The organism is Streptomyces sp. M41, from assembly GCF_043673425.1.
In the GTDB taxonomy this organism is placed as follows: Bacteria; Actinomycetota; Actinomycetes; order Streptomycetales; family Streptomycetaceae; genus Streptomyces.
The window spans coordinates 1-14,869 of sequence record NZ_JBIMKE010000008.1; the positions used below are offsets into that span (position 1 = coordinate 1).

14 protein-coding genes are annotated in these 14,869 nt (G+C 71.0%); 4 read left to right on the forward strand and 10 right to left on the reverse strand.

Annotated elements, in window-relative coordinates; all coding sequences use genetic code 11:
* Positions 1-217 precede the first annotated feature (217 nt).
* The 6 genes from ACHBTE_RS13205 to ACHBTE_RS13230 all read right to left on the reverse strand — a co-directional run bounded on the left by ACHBTE_RS13205 (position 218) and on the right by ACHBTE_RS13230 (position 7,036).
* On the reverse strand, positions 218-1,183 hold the full coding sequence (locus tag ACHBTE_RS13205; RefSeq protein ID WP_394723947.1) for an N-acetylglucosamine kinase: 966 nt from the start codon (positions 1,181-1,183) through the stop codon (positions 218-220).
* On the reverse strand, positions 1,180-2,445 hold the full coding sequence (locus ACHBTE_RS13210) for a 6-phospho-beta-glucosidase (protein ID WP_394723948.1): 1,266 nt from the start codon (positions 2,443-2,445) through the stop codon (positions 1,180-1,182). Before ACHBTE_RS13210 ends, ACHBTE_RS13205 begins: the two co-directional genes overlap by 4 nt.
* Positions 2,446-2,535: 90 nt before the next feature.
* Entirely contained in the window at positions 2,536-3,426 is an 891-nt protein-coding gene (locus ACHBTE_RS13215) for a carbohydrate ABC transporter permease (RefSeq protein ID WP_394723949.1), read from the reverse strand.
* A gap of 2 nt (positions 3,427-3,428) precedes the next feature.
* Complete coding sequence (locus tag ACHBTE_RS13220; RefSeq protein ID WP_394723950.1) at positions 3,429-4,370, reverse strand: carbohydrate ABC transporter permease; 942 nt, start codon at positions 4,368-4,370, stop codon at positions 3,429-3,431.
* An 8-nt stretch (positions 4,371-4,378) separates the two neighbouring features.
* Positions 4,379-5,740: an ABC transporter substrate-binding protein gene (locus tag ACHBTE_RS13225; protein ID WP_394723951.1), complete on the reverse strand. Its 1,362-nt coding sequence runs from the start codon at positions 5,738-5,740 to the stop codon at positions 4,379-4,381.
* A gap of 84 nt (positions 5,741-5,824) precedes the next feature.
* A complete protein-coding gene (locus tag ACHBTE_RS13230) occupies positions 5,825-7,036 on the reverse strand; it encodes an ROK family transcriptional regulator (protein WP_394723952.1) in 1,212 nt (403 codons plus the stop codon).
* 190 nt (positions 7,037-7,226) lie between these two features.
* On the opposite strand from ACHBTE_RS13230, the gene ACHBTE_RS13235 reads away from it, so the two are divergent.
* Positions 7,227-7,499: a hypothetical protein gene (locus ACHBTE_RS13235; protein WP_394723953.1), complete on the forward strand. Its 273-nt coding sequence runs from the start codon at positions 7,227-7,229 to the stop codon at positions 7,497-7,499.
* 61 nt (positions 7,500-7,560) lie between these two features.
* Here the strand turns inward: ACHBTE_RS13235 and ACHBTE_RS13240 are convergent, their stop codons facing one another.
* Positions 7,561-8,649, reverse strand: coding sequence for a mechanosensitive ion channel family protein (locus ACHBTE_RS13240; protein ID WP_394723954.1), 1,089 nt, complete (start codon positions 8,647-8,649; stop codon positions 7,561-7,563).
* A 327-nt stretch (positions 8,650-8,976) separates the two neighbouring features.
* On the opposite strand from ACHBTE_RS13240, the gene ACHBTE_RS13245 reads away from it, so the two are divergent.
* Entirely contained in the window at positions 8,977-9,513 is a 537-nt protein-coding gene (locus ACHBTE_RS13245) for an HNH endonuclease (protein ID WP_394723955.1), read from the forward strand.
* Positions 9,514-9,614: 101 nt separating this feature from the next.
* Here ACHBTE_RS13245 and ACHBTE_RS13250 read toward each other — a convergent pair whose 3' ends face one another.
* The 3 genes from ACHBTE_RS13250 to ACHBTE_RS13260 are packed head-to-tail and all read right to left on the reverse strand — an operon-like array spanning position 9,615 to position 12,186.
* Positions 9,615-10,961, reverse strand: a complete 1,347-nt coding sequence (locus tag ACHBTE_RS13250) for an ABC transporter permease (protein ID WP_394723956.1) — start codon at positions 10,959-10,961, stop codon at positions 9,615-9,617.
* The gene (locus ACHBTE_RS13255) at positions 10,958-11,656 is read right to left on the reverse strand and encodes an ABC transporter ATP-binding protein (protein ID WP_394723957.1); all 699 of its coding nucleotides are present in this window, start codon (positions 11,654-11,656) and stop codon (positions 10,958-10,960) included. The genes ACHBTE_RS13250 and ACHBTE_RS13255 overlap by 4 nt, the downstream gene beginning before the upstream one ends.
* Complete coding sequence (locus ACHBTE_RS13260; protein WP_394723958.1) at positions 11,653-12,186, reverse strand: PadR family transcriptional regulator; 534 nt, start codon at positions 12,184-12,186, stop codon at positions 11,653-11,655. Before ACHBTE_RS13260 ends, ACHBTE_RS13255 begins: the two co-directional genes overlap by 4 nt.
* Before the next feature lie 259 nt (positions 12,187-12,445).
* Here ACHBTE_RS13260 and ACHBTE_RS13265 point away from each other — a divergent pair, with 259 nt between their 5' ends.
* The gene (locus ACHBTE_RS13265; protein WP_394724167.1) at positions 12,446-12,649 is read left to right on the forward strand and encodes a hypothetical protein; all 204 of its coding nucleotides are present in this window, start codon (positions 12,446-12,448) and stop codon (positions 12,647-12,649) included.
* Positions 12,650-14,824: a 4-alpha-glucanotransferase gene (gene malQ, locus ACHBTE_RS13270; RefSeq protein ID WP_394723959.1), complete on the forward strand. Its 2,175-nt coding sequence runs from the start codon at positions 12,650-12,652 to the stop codon at positions 14,822-14,824.
* The last annotated feature ends 45 nt before the right edge of the window (positions 14,825-14,869 follow it).

Here is a 14,869-nt window from a genome sequence, read left to right on the forward strand (position 1 = left end):
TCGGTCCGGCGGTTGGGCCTTGATGGGCAGTGCTGTTTCTTGACGCCGGCCGCTGCGGGCGGACACCCCCCACCCCGGCCCCTTCCCGCCGTACGCGGCTGCCCCGCCGTACGGGGTGCGCGCCGGCGGGGGCTGCTCGCCGCCGTACGCGGCTGACCCGCCGTGGGTCCCCCCGGCAGCGGGTACGCCTGCGGCTGCCCGCTCGCCCTGCAGCAACTCACGTCTCGAAATGTCGGCGCAGGCGCTCATGGGCCCGCGGCGGTGCTCCCAGTGTGTCCAGGCCCAGCAACGCCGCGCCCAGTACCGGGCTTTGCGTGACCACCTTCGGTGCCGCCTTGGGGGCGCGGGTGGTGAGGAAGTCGTGGATCGTGTCCGTCAGTTGGGGGTGGCGGGCGGCCAGGACGCTGCCGCCCAGGAGTACGGGGGTTTCCTCCTCCAACAGGTCCAGGCGGGTCAGGGCGACCGTGGCCATCGTGACCACCTCGTCGGCCAGGCGGGTCACGATGTCGCGGGCGATCGGGTCGCCGGACTCGGCCGTGGTGAAGAGGACCGGGGTCAGTTCGTGGCGGCGGGCGGGGGCGATGTGTTCGAGGTGGAGGGCCTCGATCAGGGCGTACATGGTGGGGAGGGCGAAGTGGGCGGGGAGGGTACGGCTCAGGGCCGTGGGTGATCCTCTGCCGTCCTCGGCTCGGGCCGCGTGCCACAGGGCCTCCTCGGCCAGGCCCCAGCCGCCGCCCCAGTCGCCGGAGATACGGCCCAGCGCGGGGAATCGGGCCGTACGGCCGTCGGGGCGCATGCCCACGCAGTTGATGCCGGCGCCGCAGACCACGGCCACGCCCCGGGGCTGTGTCACGCCCGCGCGGAGGATGGCGAACGTGTCGTTGCGGACCTCGACTGTGGTGCCCCACGCGCGCGCGTGCAGGGCAGCCGCGAGGGCTTCCTCTTCGACCGGGAGGTCGGCGTTGGCCAGGCATGCCGAGACGTGGTCGGCGGAGGTGACGCCCGCTGTGACGAAGGCCTGTTCGACGGCCGTGGCGAGGGTGTCCATCGCCGCTTCCACGCCGACCGCCGGCGGGCGGAAACCGCCGGTGCGGGCGGTGGCGAGGACCGTGCCGTCGGCTGCCACCACCGCCACGTCCGTCTTGCTGTTGCCCGCGTCCACGGCGAGGACTCGTGCGGTCATGCCCACGGGAGGTGCTCCCGGTTGTGTGCGATCAGCTGGTCGGTGAGGTGCTCCGCGTACGCGTACTGGCCGATCAGGGGGTGGGAGAGCAGGGCCTGGAAGACCCGGGTGCGCCCGCCGTGCAGGGCCGCTTCGAGGGCCAGGTCCTCGTAGGCGGTCACCTGGGCCATCAGGCCCGCGTAGAGGGGCGGCGGGGACGGTAGGGGGAGGGGCTTGGGGCCCTTCTGGTTCACCGCTGCTTGTACCTCGATCACCGCGTCGTCGGGGAGGAAGGGCAATGTGCCTCTGTTGTGGGTGTTGACGACCTGGTAGGGGCTGCCGGCGCCGTTGAGCAGGGCGGCTGCCAGGTCCACTGCCGCCTCGGAGTAATAGGCGCCGCCCCTCTTCGAGAGCAGCTCCGGCTTTTCGTCGAGGGTCGGGTCGGCGTAGAGGGTGAGCAACTTTCTTTCCATTTCCGCCACTTCCGCGGCGCGGGACGGTTTGGTGCGCAGCTCATGGACCACCTCGTCGTGGGCGTAGTAGTAGCGCAGGTAGTAGGAAGGGACCACGCCCAGGCGGTCGAGGAGGGGGCGGGGGAGGTGCAGGTCCGCAGCGATCGTGTCGCCGTGGTCGGACAGGAGCCTGGGTAGGACGTCCTCGCCCTCGGGGCCGCCCAGGCGTACGCCGGTCTCCCAGGTGAGGTGGTTGAGGCCCACGTGGTCCAGGTGGATGTCGGCGGGGGCCAGGTCCAGCAGCGCCGCGAACTTGCGCTGGAAGCCGATCGCCACATTGCACAGGCCGACCGCCTTGTGGCCCTCCTGGAGCAGTGCCCGGGTCACGATGCCGACCGGGTTGGTGAAGTCGATGATCCAGGCGGTGGGGTTGGTGCGGCGGACGCGGTCGGCGATGTCGAGGACGATCGGGACCGTGCGCAGCGCCTTCGCCAGGCCGCCGGCGCCCGTGGTCTCCTGGCCGACGCAGCCGCACTCCAGGGGCCAGGTCTCGTCCTGCTCGCGGGCCGCCTGGCCGCCGACGCGGAGTTGGAGCAGGACCGCGTCCGCGCCGTCCACCGCAGTGTCGAGGTCCGTCGTGGTGGTGACGGTGGCGCCGTGGCCCTGGCGGGCGAGGATACGGCGGGCCAGCGGGCCCAGCAGCTGAAGGCGGTCCGCCGCCGGGTCCATCAGGACCAGTTCCGTCAGGGGCAGGGTGTCGCGGAGGCGGGCGAAGCCGTCGATGAGTTCGGGGGTGTAGGTCGACCCTCCGCCGACCACGGTGAGTTTCACTGCGGGATGCCTCGCTTCCCGGTGCGGGGGACGGTGATCATCGGCCGGGAGTCCAGGCGCTGTCCGCCGGGGAGATGCTGCATATGTGGTTCAACCCTTTACTCCGGTGAGCGTGACGCCCTCGACGAACGCCTTCTGGGCGAAGAAGAACACGAGGATCACGGGGGCCATGACCAGGACCGTGGCGGCCATGGTGAGGTTCCAGTCGGTGTGGTGGGCGCCCTTGAACGACTCCAGGCCGTAGGAGAGCGTCCAGGCGCCCGGGTTCTCGGACGCGTAGATCTGGGGGCCGAAGTAGTCGTTCCAGGCGTAGAAGAACTGGAAGAGGGCCACCGCGGCTATGCCCGGCTTCGCCATGGGGAGGACCACGCGGATCAGGGTGCGCAGTTCGCCGCAGCCGTCCACCCTGGCCGCGTCCAGGTACTCGTCCGGGATCGTCAGCAGGAACTGGCGCAGCAGGAAGATCGAGAAGGCGTCGCCGAACGCCATCGGGATGATCAGCGGCCAGAGGGTGCCGGTGAGGTCCAGTTGCTTCGCCCAGAACAGGTACATCGGGATGATGACCACCTGGGGCGGCAGCATCATCATCGAGATGACCAGCATCAGGGAGAGGTTCCGGCCGCGGAAGCGGAACTTGGCCAGCGCGTATGCCACCGGCACGGAGGACACGACGGTGAGGACGGTGCCCAGACCCGCGTAGATCAGGGTGTTCCTCCACCAGGTCAGGAAGCCCGGGGTGTCGAAGACCTTGGTGTAGTTGCCCCATTCCCAGGTGTCCGGAACCAGGTCACGGGTGAGGGCCTGCTGGTCGCTCATCAGCGAGGTCAGGGCGACGAACACGAACGGCAGGGTGAAGAACAGCGCCGCCGCGACGCCGAGGGAGTGGATCGCGATCCACTCCAGGAGGGTCCTGCGGCGGGCCGTGCGCTCGGCGACCGCCGACCCGCTCACGTCGACCGGCCTGTCCAGTACTTGGGTCATGGTCATTCACCTGCCTGGATCAGTCCGCCCCGGCGCCGCATCAGCAGCGCGGTGAAGGCCATGGCGAGGGCGAACAGGACGAGCGCGACCACGCAGGCCGAGCCGTAGTCGAAGCGCTGGAAGCCGAGGTTGTAGACGAGTTGGGGGAGGGTGAGCGTGGACTTGTCCGGGTATCCCGGCTCGAACTGCTGGCCGGAGCCGCCGATGATCCCGGAGGCGACCTTTCCGGCGACCAGCGGCTGCGTGTAGTACTGCATCGTCTGGATCACGCCTGTGACCACGGCGAACATCACGATCGGCGAGATGTTGGGCAGGGTGACGTAGCGGAACCGCTGCCAGGCCGACGTGCCGTCCAGCTCCGCCGCCTCGTACTGCTCCTTCGGTACGTCCAGCAGGGCCGCCATGAAGATGACCATGAGGTCGCCCACGCCCCACAGCGCCAGCGCGGTGAGGGCCGGCTTGGACCAGGTGGGGTCCGTGAACCAGCCGGGCGTCGGCAGGCCCAGGCTGTCCAGAACCGAATTGACGGGGCCGGTACCGGGGTTGAGGAGGAAGACGAAGGCCAGCGTCGCGGCGACCGGGGGTGCCAGATACGGCAGGTAGAACAGGGTGCGGAAGACGCCCGCGCCGGTCTTGATCTTGGTGATGAGGAGGCCGATGCCGAGGCCGAACACCACCCGGCAGGTCACCATCACCAGGACCAGCCACACTGTGTTGCGCAGCGCCGGCCAGAACATCGGGTAGTCGTCGAAGACATACGCCCAGTTGTCCAGGCCGCGGAACGCCGGTGTGCCGAAGCCGTCGTACTTCATCAGGGAGAAGTACACGGTGGACACCAGGGGGTAGGCGAAGAAGACGCCGAAACCGATGAGCCACGGTGACAGGAAGGCCACCGTTCGAAGCGCCGACCGGCGGCGCTTCGCGCGGAGAGTGTGCGTGGACATCGACGCTGCTACTTCGCCTGCTCGATGTCGGTGTCGATCTGCTTCGCGGTCTTCTCCAGACCGGCTTTGAGGTCCTGCACCTTGCCGGACTCGTACTGGTAGCCGAAGTCCTGAAGGGTCGTCTGGTACGTCGAGCCGTTGACGGAGGCCGGGGGCGTGTTCGAGTGCTCGTTCCGGGCGATGTCCAGGAACGTTCTGAAGCCGGGGTCCAGCTTCAGGTCGGGCGACTTCAGGGCGGCGAACGTGGAGGGCACGTTGTGGATGGCGTTGGCGAAGGAGACGACGGCCCCGGTGTCGGTCGTCAGGTACTTCACCAGTTCCCAGGCCGCGTTCTGCTTCTCGCTCTGCGGGGCGATACCGATGATCGTGCCGGAGAGGAAGCCCTTGCCGTACTCGTCGGCTTCGTCGTCGGCGACGGGCATCGGGGCGGTGCCGATCTCGAAGTCGACACCGGCCTGCCGGGCCATGCCCAGGCGCCATTCACCGTCGAGCTGCATGGCCACCTGGCCCGTGTGGAAGGGGTGCTTGGCGCCCCACTCGTCACCGAAGGTGCTGCGGTACTTCTCCAGCTTGGTGAAACCGCCGAGGTCGTCGATGAGCTTCTTCTGGTACCTGAACATCTCGGCGAAAGCCGGGTCCTTGGCGACGTTGGACTTGCCGTCCTTGTCGAAGTAGGCGTGGTCCCACTGGGACATGTAGTGATCCACGACCGTCTCGTAGCCGTGGTACGTCGGCATGAAGCCGAGCTGCTCGTAACTGTCACCCTTGTTGACAGTGAGCTTCGCGGCGACCTTCGCGAACTCCGACCAGGTCTTCGGCGGGGACTCGATGCCCGCCTTCTCGAAGGCGTCCTTGTTGTAGTAGAGGCCGTAGGCATCGCCCAGGAGGGGCAGGGCGCAGCGGGTGCCCTCGAACTGGGTGTAGTCCAGCATCGGCTTCGGGATCAGCTTGTCGAGGTCGAGCTTCGACTTCTCGATGAACGGCTGCAGGTCGAGGAACGCGCCGGACGAACAGAACTTGCCGATGTTGGAGGTCGTGAACGACGACACCACGTCCGGCCCGTTCGAACCGCCCGCGCGCAGCGCCTGGTTGAGCTTGTCGTCGTTGATGTTGCCGACGACCTTCACCGTGATGTTCGGGTGTGCCTTCTCGAAGCGGTCGACGTTCGCCTGGATCGCCTTGACCTCGGCGGGCGCGCTCCAGCCGTGCCAGAAGGTGATCGTCGACCTGGCGTCGGGGTCGTCCGTGGCACCGGACTCCGACTGGCCGGTACAGGCCGTGGCGAGGAGGGCCAGGGAGGCGGAGGCGGCGAGGGCGGCGGCTGTCCTGCGGGGCAGTGCATTTGGGGCTTTCAGGGACTTTTCGGGCATGGCGAGGTCTCCCAAGGGCGGGACGGGGTGGGTGAGGGAAGGCGGGGTGGCGCGGGTGCGGTCGGCGGGGAGGGGTGTGCGGCGTCAGCGCGAGGTGTCGAAGACCTCGTCGCGGGTGGTCGCGAGCGCGCTCTCCAACGCGCCCCGCAGCACGGGATGTTCACGGACGTCGCCGACGACGAGCCGGGGCCGGGACGCGGCCAGCTCCTCCAGCTCGGCCTGGACCAGGTCGCGCAGTACGTCGCCGCCTGAGGTGAGGGAGGCGCCGCTGAGGACGACCAGCTCGGGGTCCAGGACGGAGACCAGCGAGGCGAGACCGGTGGCCAGCCGAGTCGCGTACGTCTCCAGGAGCAGCCGGTGCAGAACGGTGTCCTCCGTGGCGGCCCGCTGGACGAGGGCGGCGGCGGCCTCGGCGTGCGACCCCGACGGGATGTTCGTCATGCCGAGCTCACGCGCCAGCCGGGGGATGGCCTGGGAGCCTGCCAGCTCCTGGTAGCCACCACTGTTGGCTTTGGTCACCTGGCGGACCAGGGGGGCGCCCGGAACCGGCAGGAAACCTACCTCGCCGGCGCCGCCGGTCCAGCCGCGGTGCAGACGCCCGCCGAGGACGAGGGACGCGCCGAGGCCGCCCTCGTTCCACAGCAGCACGAAGTCCTCGTGGCCGCGGGCCGCTCCGAGCCGTTGTTCCGCCACCGCCACGAGGTTGACGTCGTTCTCGTACTCGACCGGCATCGGCAGGGCGGCGGCGAGGTCGTCGAGCAGCGCCGGGGTGTGCCAGCCGGGGAGGTGGGAGGCGTAGCGCAGTCGGCCCGTGTTCGGGTCGAAGGCGCCGGGGGTGCCGATGACGAGCCGGTGGACGTCGTCGCGGGCGAGGCCGGCCGCCTTGACGGCGCCGTCGAGGGCGTCGGTGACCTGCCGGACGACGGGCTGGGCCGGGCGCCTGCCGGGGGTGGGCAGTTCGTACGACCCCACCGTGCGGCCGGTGACGTCGGCGACGGCGGCGAGGATGCGTTCGGGGGTGACGTCCAGCCCCGCGGCGTACGCGGCGGCCGGGTTGACCTCGTACAGCTGGGCATTGGGGCCGGGGCGGCCCTCCGTCGTGCCGGTGGCCAGGACGAGGCCGGCGGCCTCCAGGCGGGCCAGCAGCTGGGAGGCGGTGGGCTTGGACAGGCCGGTGAGCTTGCCGATCCGCGTGCGGGACAGGGGGCCGTGGTCCAGGAGGAGATCCAGGGCGGCGCGGTCGTTCATGGCGCGCAGGACGCGCGGAGTGCCCGGCGTACCGGCGGTTCCTGCCATGGGGTCGACACCTGCCTCTCGGCTGACCAGCTTCTCAGCGGCTCGTGCGGTACGTCCATCCGGGGTACCTCGAACGAGCATTGTTAGGAAACTTTCCTATCGCTTGTCGAGTAAGGTAGGCCCAGGAGGAAGGGGTCGTCAAGACGCCCGGTCCGGTTCCGTGTGCCGCCCTCGCGGCTAGGCTGCGCGAATGCCGCGTGCCCGCCGTCCGTTACCCGCCCTCGCCGCGCTCGCGGCCCTCGCCGCACTCGCCGTGCTTCTCGCGGGAGGGTTCTTCGTGCACTGGGCGACCCGGCCCGTGCCGCACGGCGAGTGCGTGATCGCCTACTCCCGCATCACCGGCGGCGGCATCCCCGAGTCAGGACCCGCGCTGGACGAGATCGTCCGGCGGGGCTACGAGAAGGCGGTCGCCGAAGGCCGGTGCGAGCCACCGCGGCCCCGGTGGCGTGGCTGGGTCGACTGAGCGACGCGCCCCGGGGGCCCGGACGTACGGATACGGATACGGATCCGCCTGCCCGCGTCGCCTACTTCGTCACGCTCGGCGGCGCCAGCGGTGTCGCCGCCAGGGACTGCGGGGAGGTGGCGCTGGCGTACGCCGAGGGGGCCGCCATGCCCGCGGTCGGGTCCGCCGCGTCCTCTTCGACCGCGATGACGGCGCGACCGACGATCGGGATGTCGGCGGCGTCGAAGGCGCGCTTGATGCGCCAGCGCAGTTCGCGTTCGACCGTCAGGGACTTGCCGGGCATCGTCTTGGCCGACACCCGCACCACCATGGAGTCCAGCAGCACGCTGTCCAGGCCGAGCACCTCGATCGGGCCCCACAGGAGCTCGTTCCAGGGCTCCTCCTTGCTCATCCGCTCGGCGACGTCGTCGATGGTGGCCTTGACCTTCTCCAGGTCCTCGGAGGAGCGCACGGTGACGTCCACGGCGGCCGTCGCCCAGCCCTGCGAGAGGTTGCCGATGCGCTTGACCTCGCCGTTGCGGACGTACCAGATCTCGCCGTTGTCGCCGCGCAGCTTGGTCACGCGCAGGCCGACCTCGATGACCTCACCGGAGGCGACGCCCGCGTCGATGGTGTCGCCGACGCCGTACTGGTCCTCGAGGATCATGAAGACGCCGGAGAGGAAGTCCGTCACGAGGTTGCGGGCGCCGAAACCGATGGCCACACCCGCGACACCGGCCGAGGCCAGCAGCGGGGCCAGGTTGATCTGGAACGCGGACAGGATCATCAGGGCGGCCGTGCCCATGATCACGAAGCTGGCGACCGAGCGCAGCACCGAGCCGATCGCCTGGGAGCGCTGACGGCGGCGCTCGACGTTGACCAGCAGGCCGCCGATGGCCGTGCCGTCCACCGCCTGCACGGTGCGGTTCATCCGGTCTATGAGCTTGGTGATCGCCCGCCGGATCGCCACTCTCAGTACCGCCGCGATCACCAGGATCAGCAGGACCTTGAGGCCGATCGCGAGCCAGGTCGACCAGTTCTGCTCGACCCAGCTGGCGGCCTGGGTCGCGCTGTCGTGGGCGTCCTGGATCGTGGGAACCGCCGGGCTCTGCGTCGGTGAGGGGGACGGCGACGGCGTCGGACCGGCGGTCAACAGGGCGGACAAGGACACGGCAGGTACCTCCAGTGCAGCGGCCCGCCCCTCCGGCAGATGGTCAAGGTCGATCAAGGTCACGAAAAGGTCACCGGCGGGGCAGGGCCACCACACTATCGGGGCATCGTGTGTGGATCGTCGTCATGTTCGAGGGAGGAACCGTGCCCACCTGGGGATGAACTGGTGGGATGACGCGTTCGTCGTCCTGGGGATGAATCGGATGTGGTCGAAAACACTCCCAGCCCGTTACCGGGACATGGTGGCGCTTTCACCAGGCAAGAGGGGAGACTGACTACAGATCGTCCCGGCGCGAGCCACGCGCCGCCGACGCCCAAGGAGGCATCCGTGCCGCATGTCCTGGTCCTCAACGCGTCGTACGAGCCACTCGGCGTCGTACCGCTCCGCCGCGCGCTCGTCCTCGTCCTCGAGAACAAGGCCGTATGCCTCGAGGAGTCCGGCGCCTATCTGCACAGCGCAACCGTCACAGTCCCCGCACCCAGCGTGGTCCGGCTCAAGTGTTTCGTCCGGGTTCCCTATCGGGGGCCCGTTCCTCTTACCCGCAGGGCGCTCTTCGCGCGCGACGGGGGCCGGTGCATGTACTGCGGTGGCGTCGCAACCAGCGTCGACCACGTCATCCCGCGCAGCCGCGGGGGCAAGCACGTCTGGGACAACGTGGTGGCGTCCTGCCGCCGCTGCAACCACGTGAAGGCCGACCGACACCTGTTCGAGATCGGCTGGCGGCTACGCCACAAACCCGCCCCACCCACTGGCCTCGCCTGGCGCATCATCGGCACCGGGCATAGGGACCCGCGCTGGCTGCCGTATTTGCAGCCGTTCGGCGCGGACGACGCCATGGCCCGGATCGACGGCATTTCCGCCTGAGGATCCGGGTCTTCGCATACCTGGCGTACGGCACGTACGCGGTGTCCGGCCCCGAGGGTCCCCCGTGCCCCCGGGGCCGGACGTTCATGCGGCCCGGACGGTCACGCGTACCGCAGTTCCGCCGGCCGTACCGACCGCCGCAGCAGCGGCAGCGACGTGGCCGCGGCCAGCAGACAGGCGGCGTACACCGCCACCGGGACCAGGGCCGGCACCAGGGGTACGGGGCCGGTGGCGTCCTCGACCGCCGCGGCCCAGCCGATGTGGATCGCCGTTCCGCCGACTCCCGCCAGCAGGACCGCCGGTGCGAGCGGCAGCGCGGTCTCCAGGAGCAGCGCCCGGCCGAGCACGCTCTGCGGTATGCCCGCCGCGGCCTGCGCCGCCAGCCCCCGGCGCCGGGTGGCGAGGGCCTCGGCGGTGCTCACGGCCAGTGCCGACAGGGTCAGCGCCAGGGCTACGCCGATCGCGGCGCCGGAGAGATCGAGGCCGGTGACGTAGTAGGCCCTGTTCGCCGCGAGATCGTCGGTGTCCGAGACGAGGTACAGCAGGGTCTGGCGGATGCCGACGAAGGCCGTGCCCACCACCGTCACCAGCAGCACGGCGGCATGTGTACGGGCCGCCGCCCAGGGGTCGTCGCGCAGGCGTTCCGCCGCGATCAGCAGCGCGGGGCGCTGGGCGCGGGCGGCGAGCGCACCGCCGATCCGCCGTGCCGACCAGCCCGCCAGCCACACGGCCGAGACACCGGTCAGCAGACTCAGGGCGAGCACCGTCAGTGGCCCGAGGGCGAACTCGACCGGATTGCCGAAGTACATGGTCAGGCTCACGCCCAGCGCCATCACCAGCAGCAGCACGGTCACCGTCCGGAAGGCCCGCCCCGGGCCCCGCGTCGGCGGTATCCGGCGCACCCAGCCCAGCGGCGAGGCCACCACCCGGCGCAGCGACAGGGCACTCACGGCCGCGCCGAGCGCCGGGACCGCGACGGCCACCAGGGTGATGCCCGGCCATGCCAGGGGTTCGGGGTGCCGCCACACGCGCAGCAGGACGAGGACGTAGGGGACGGTGGCCAGGAGCGAGCCGATCAGACAGGCCAGTCCCGCTTCGAGTGCCGAGATCCGCCGGACCTGCGCGGCCGTGGCACCGGCGAGGCGCAGCGTGGCCAGGCGCCGGTCGCGGTGCACGGCCCCCACGCGCGCGCACTGCCCCAGGAAGCCGAGCACCGGGGCCAACAGCATCACCAGCGCCATGATCACGCTGCGCCGGTCGCTCGCGGTGTTGAGCAGTCCGGAGCCGAAGGAGACCGAAGCCTGCCCGTCCATCGAGGCGACCGTGGCGATCACCAGCGCGATTCCGGTGGCGAACGACGCTCCGAGCGCCGTGAGCGCCACCCGCCACCACTCGCGCCGGTCCGAGCCCCGGGTGAGCAGCCAGGCCAGCCGGAAGTCGGCTCTCATGCCGTCACCTCCTGCGGCGTGACGCTCCCGTCGGCCAGCCGCGCCTCCCGGTCGGCGTACGCCGCCACCTGCGCGTCGTGCGTGATCAGCAGTACCGCCGTGCCGGCCTCACGGGCCGTGTGCACCAGAGCCGTCATCACCTGCTCGCTCGCCAGCGTGTCCAGCGCGCCCGTCGGCTCGTCGGCGAAGACGACCTTCGGACCGGTGACCAGGGCCCTGGCCAGCGCCACCCGCTGGGCCTGACCGCCGCTCAGCTCGCCGGGCCGCAGTTCCGCCTGCCCGCGCACCCCGAACCGCTCCAGCCACTCACCGGCCCGTGCCTGAGCCTGCGGACGACGGGTACCGGCGAGCAGCAGCGGCAGGGCGACGTTGTCGACGGCCGTCAGCTCGGGGATCAGCTGCCCGAACTGGAAGACCACGCCGAACTCCGTACGACGCAGCTCGCTCAGCCGCTTCTCGGCCAGCTGATCGAGCCGCTCCCCGGCGTAGGTCACCGAGCCGGCGTCCGGGCGGACGATCCCGGCCAGACAGTGCAGCAGCGTGGATTTCCCACTGCCACTCGCGCCGGTGACGGCGAGGATCTCGCCCGCGCTCAGCTCGACGGAGGCGCCGCGCAGGGCCTCGGTCCTGCCGTGTGCCTTGACGAGGTCACGGGCCGCCAGCAGCGGCACCGCGGCCTCCCCCTTGTTGCTCATACTGCGTCGACCTCCGCGGTCAGGGTGATGAGCCGGGCCGCCGTGGTCGTCATCCAACGGAGGTCGGCGTCGAGGTGGTTGAGGGCGTAGTCGGCCGAGAGCACCGTCGCGAGATCCGCGTTCCGGCCGGTCTTGAGCGCCGTGAGCTCGCGCATCCGCTCCATGTGGGCGGTGCGCTGGGCGCGCAGGTATGTCTCCGGGTCGCCGCCGGCCAGGATCGAGACGACGACCTTGGCGAAGATCTCGTTCGTCACGAACGGCGCGGGCGGCGCGATCTGTCCGGCCCAGGCCGTCAGCTCGCGCGCCCCGTCCTTCGTGGAGCGGTACATGGTCCGCTCCGGGCCGCCGTCCGAATCGGTGCCCTCGATCTCGGCCAGGCCGTCGCGGACCAGTCGCTGCAAGGTCGTGTAGACCTGCCCGTAGGCCAGCGGACGGGCCTGCGGGAAACGTTCGTCGTGGCGTCGCTTGAGGTCGTAGCCATGGCTCGGCCCTGCGGCGAGCAGCCCCAACAGGATGTGACGGATGCTCATGGCGATCATTATGTACTGAGTACATGTACTGAGTGAATAGCGGGAGGGGAAGAAGGGAAGACAGGCGTGCGAGGAGGGCAGGTAAGAAGGGTGAGCGGCGGCGCGGAATGTGAGGAGGGGCACGTGACTCCTATTGATACGTCTGCCGTCGCGCCCGCTGGGTAGGGGGTGCCGTAACCCGCAAGCCGTACGACAGAAGGAGACACCCGTGGCCACAGCACCGGCCCTGTCCAAACCTGAGGCGCCCTTCGAGCCGGAGATGCACGCCTGCGTCTTCAGCGCCGAGGGCGCCTGCTTCGAAGCCCCCCTCACCAGCGAGCCACCCCTGCCCGACGCCGAGCCGCTCACCAGTGAGCCGCCGCTCGCGGACGCCGCGCCACTGACGAGTGAGGCGGCAACCTGGGACATGGGCATGGACATGGGTATGGACACCGGTATGGACATGGATGCCACGAGGCCGTAGATGACAGCACAGCGGTCGGCCGAAGAATCAGCCGAAGAGCCCGGGGAGCCCGGGCCGCCCGAGGAGTCCCTCGATGGTCCCGGTGATCCGCGGGGCCCCGGGGACCTCCCCTGCGACGATCTGTCCCGGCTCGCCGAGCTGCACGGCGTCGCCACCTCCTACCAGCCGTCCGCCGACCGCACGGTCACCGCCTCCGCCACCGCCCTCACCCTCGCCCTGGCGGCCCTCGACGTCGACGCGAGCACACCCGCCGCCGTCACAGCCGCGCTCGCCGCAAGGGAACGGCAGACGCGGGAACGGCTGCTGCCGCCGACCGTCGTGTGCTGGACCGGCACCGAACCCCGCCTGCCGGTCGCGCTGCCCCCCGGAACCCAGCTGAGCGTCGAGACCGAGGACGGCGAGATCCACCCCGCCCTCGGCCAACTCCCGCCCGGCGTCCACCGCTTGACGGCCACCGCCCCCGACGGCCGTACCGCGACCAGTCATCTGGTCGTCGCCCCCGCCGGTCTGCCCACGCCGCCCGGACGTTCGTACGGCCTCCTCGTCCAGCTGTACTCCCTTCTCTCCCGCCGCTCCTGGGGCATGGGCGACCTCGGTGATCTCGCCGAGCTCGCCGCCTGGGCCGGCCGGACGCTCGGCGCCGGATTCGTGCAGGTCAACCCCCTGCACGCGGCCGTGCCCGGAACCCCGACCGACCCTTCCCCCTACCGCCCCTCCTCACGCCGCTTCCCCGACCCCGTGCATCTTCGGGTCGAGAACGTGCCCGAATTCGCCCACGTCGACGACCGCGAGCGAGTGCGGACGTTGCTGGAGCGGGGCGCGCGGCTGCGGGAAGCGGTGCTGGAGAAGGGCGCGTTGATCGACCGGGACGCGGTGTGGGCCGCCAAGCGGGAGGCGCTGGAACTGCTGCGCGAGGTGCCGCTCGGGCCGGGGCGGCAGGCCGAGTACGCCGACTTCCTGGTGCACGAGGGAGAGGCGCTGGAGGACCACGCCACCTGGTGCGCGCTGGCCGAGGTGCACGGCTCCGACTGGCAGCGGTGGCCGCGCGGGCTGCGGGATCCCCGTTCACCCGAAACGGCCCGCGCGCGACGGGAGTTGATGGACCGCGTCGACTTCCACTGCCGGCTGGCCTGGCTCACCGACAGCCAGCTGACCGCCGCCCAGCGGATCGCGCGGGAGGCGGGCATGCCCGTCGGGATCGTGCACGACCTGGCGGTCGGGGTGCATCCCGGGGGCGCCGACGCCTGGGCCCAGCAGGAGTACTTCGCGGCCGGGATGTCGGTCGGGGCACCGCCGGACGCCTTCAACGCCCGCGGCCAGGACTGGGGCCTGCCGCCGTGGCGCCCGGACCGGCTGGCCGAGTCGGGGTACGCGCCGTACCGCAGGCTGCTGCGAGCGCTGTTTCGCTCGGCCGGCGCGCTGCGCATCGACCATGTCATGGGGCTGTTCCGGCTGTGGTGGGTACCACAGGGGCACGCGCCGACACAGGGGACGTACGTCCGCTACGACGCCGAGGCCATGCTCGCGATCCTGGTACTGGAGGCGTCCCGCGCGGGGGCCGTGGTGATCGGGGAGGACCTCGGCACGGTGGAGCCGGGGGTGCGGGAGGCGCTGCGGGCACGGGGGGTGCTGGGCACCTCGGTGCTGTGGTTCGAGCGGGACTGGGAGGGCAGCGGGCGCCCGCTGCCGCCGGAGTCGTGGCGGGCCGACTGCCTGGCCACCGCCACCACCCACGACCTGCCGCCGACCGCCGCTCGCCTCACCGGCGAACACGTCGAACTCCGGGACGGCCTGGGGCTGTTGACCCGTCCGGTGGAGCAGGAGCGGGCGGAGGCCGCCGCGGACACGGGCGAGTGGCTGGAGGTGCTGTCCCGGCTGGGGCTGCTGCGGGGCACGGGCGGCGGCCACGGCGCCTCGGAGGAGGAGTCCGAGATCCAGGCCGTCCACCGCTTCCTGCTGCGCACACCGGCCCGCATGGTCGGAGTCTGGCTCCCGGACGGAGTGGGCGACCGCCGGCCGCAGAATCTGCCGGGCACCTGGGACCAGTATCCGAACTGGCGCCTGCCGATCGCGGACGCGGAAGGAAAGCCGGTGACACTGGAGGACCTCGCGGCTTCGCCCCGGGTCCGGGGACTGGTGGAGGTGCTGCGGGACGGGGCGGCCCGGCGGGGGTGAGGGGCGGTGTGCGGGGCGTGGGTCGGGCGTGTGCCGGGCGTGGGT

What these genes read in the sequence shown, in the direction of transcription:
- ACHBTE_RS13205 (WP_394723947.1), bottom strand. Translation starts at nt 1,183, where the DNA reads ATGACCGCACGAGTCCTCGCCGTGGACGCGGGCAACAGCAAGACGGAC.
- ACHBTE_RS13215 (WP_394723949.1), bottom strand. Translation starts at nt 3,426, where the DNA reads ATGACCCAAGTACTGGACAGGCCGGTCGACGTGAGCGGGTCGGCGGTC.
- ACHBTE_RS13220 (WP_394723950.1), bottom strand. Translation starts at nt 4,370, where the DNA reads ATGTCCACGCACACTCTCCGCGCGAAGCGCCGCCGGTCGGCGCTTCGA.
- ACHBTE_RS13225 (WP_394723951.1), bottom strand. Translation starts at nt 5,740, where the DNA reads ATGCCCGAAAAGTCCCTGAAAGCCCCAAATGCACTGCCCCGCAGGACA.
- ACHBTE_RS13230 (WP_394723952.1), bottom strand. Translation starts at nt 7,036, where the DNA reads ATGGCAGGAACCGCCGGTACGCCGGGCACTCCGCGCGTCCTGCGCGCC.
- ACHBTE_RS13235 (WP_394723953.1), top strand. Translation starts at nt 7,227, where the DNA reads ATGCCGCGTGCCCGCCGTCCGTTACCCGCCCTCGCCGCGCTCGCGGCC.
- ACHBTE_RS13250 (WP_394723956.1), bottom strand. Translation starts at nt 10,961, where the DNA reads ATGAGAGCCGACTTCCGGCTGGCCTGGCTGCTCACCCGGGGCTCGGAC.
- ACHBTE_RS13255 (WP_394723957.1), bottom strand. Translation starts at nt 11,656, where the DNA reads ATGAGCAACAAGGGGGAGGCCGCGGTGCCGCTGCTGGCGGCCCGTGAC.
- ACHBTE_RS13260 (WP_394723958.1), bottom strand. Translation starts at nt 12,186, where the DNA reads ATGAGCATCCGTCACATCCTGTTGGGGCTGCTCGCCGCAGGGCCGAGC.
- ACHBTE_RS13265 (WP_394724167.1), top strand. Translation starts at nt 12,446, where the DNA reads ATGCACGCCTGCGTCTTCAGCGCCGAGGGCGCCTGCTTCGAAGCCCCC.
- malQ (WP_394723959.1), top strand. Translation starts at nt 12,650, where the DNA reads ATGACAGCACAGCGGTCGGCCGAAGAATCAGCCGAAGAGCCCGGGGAG.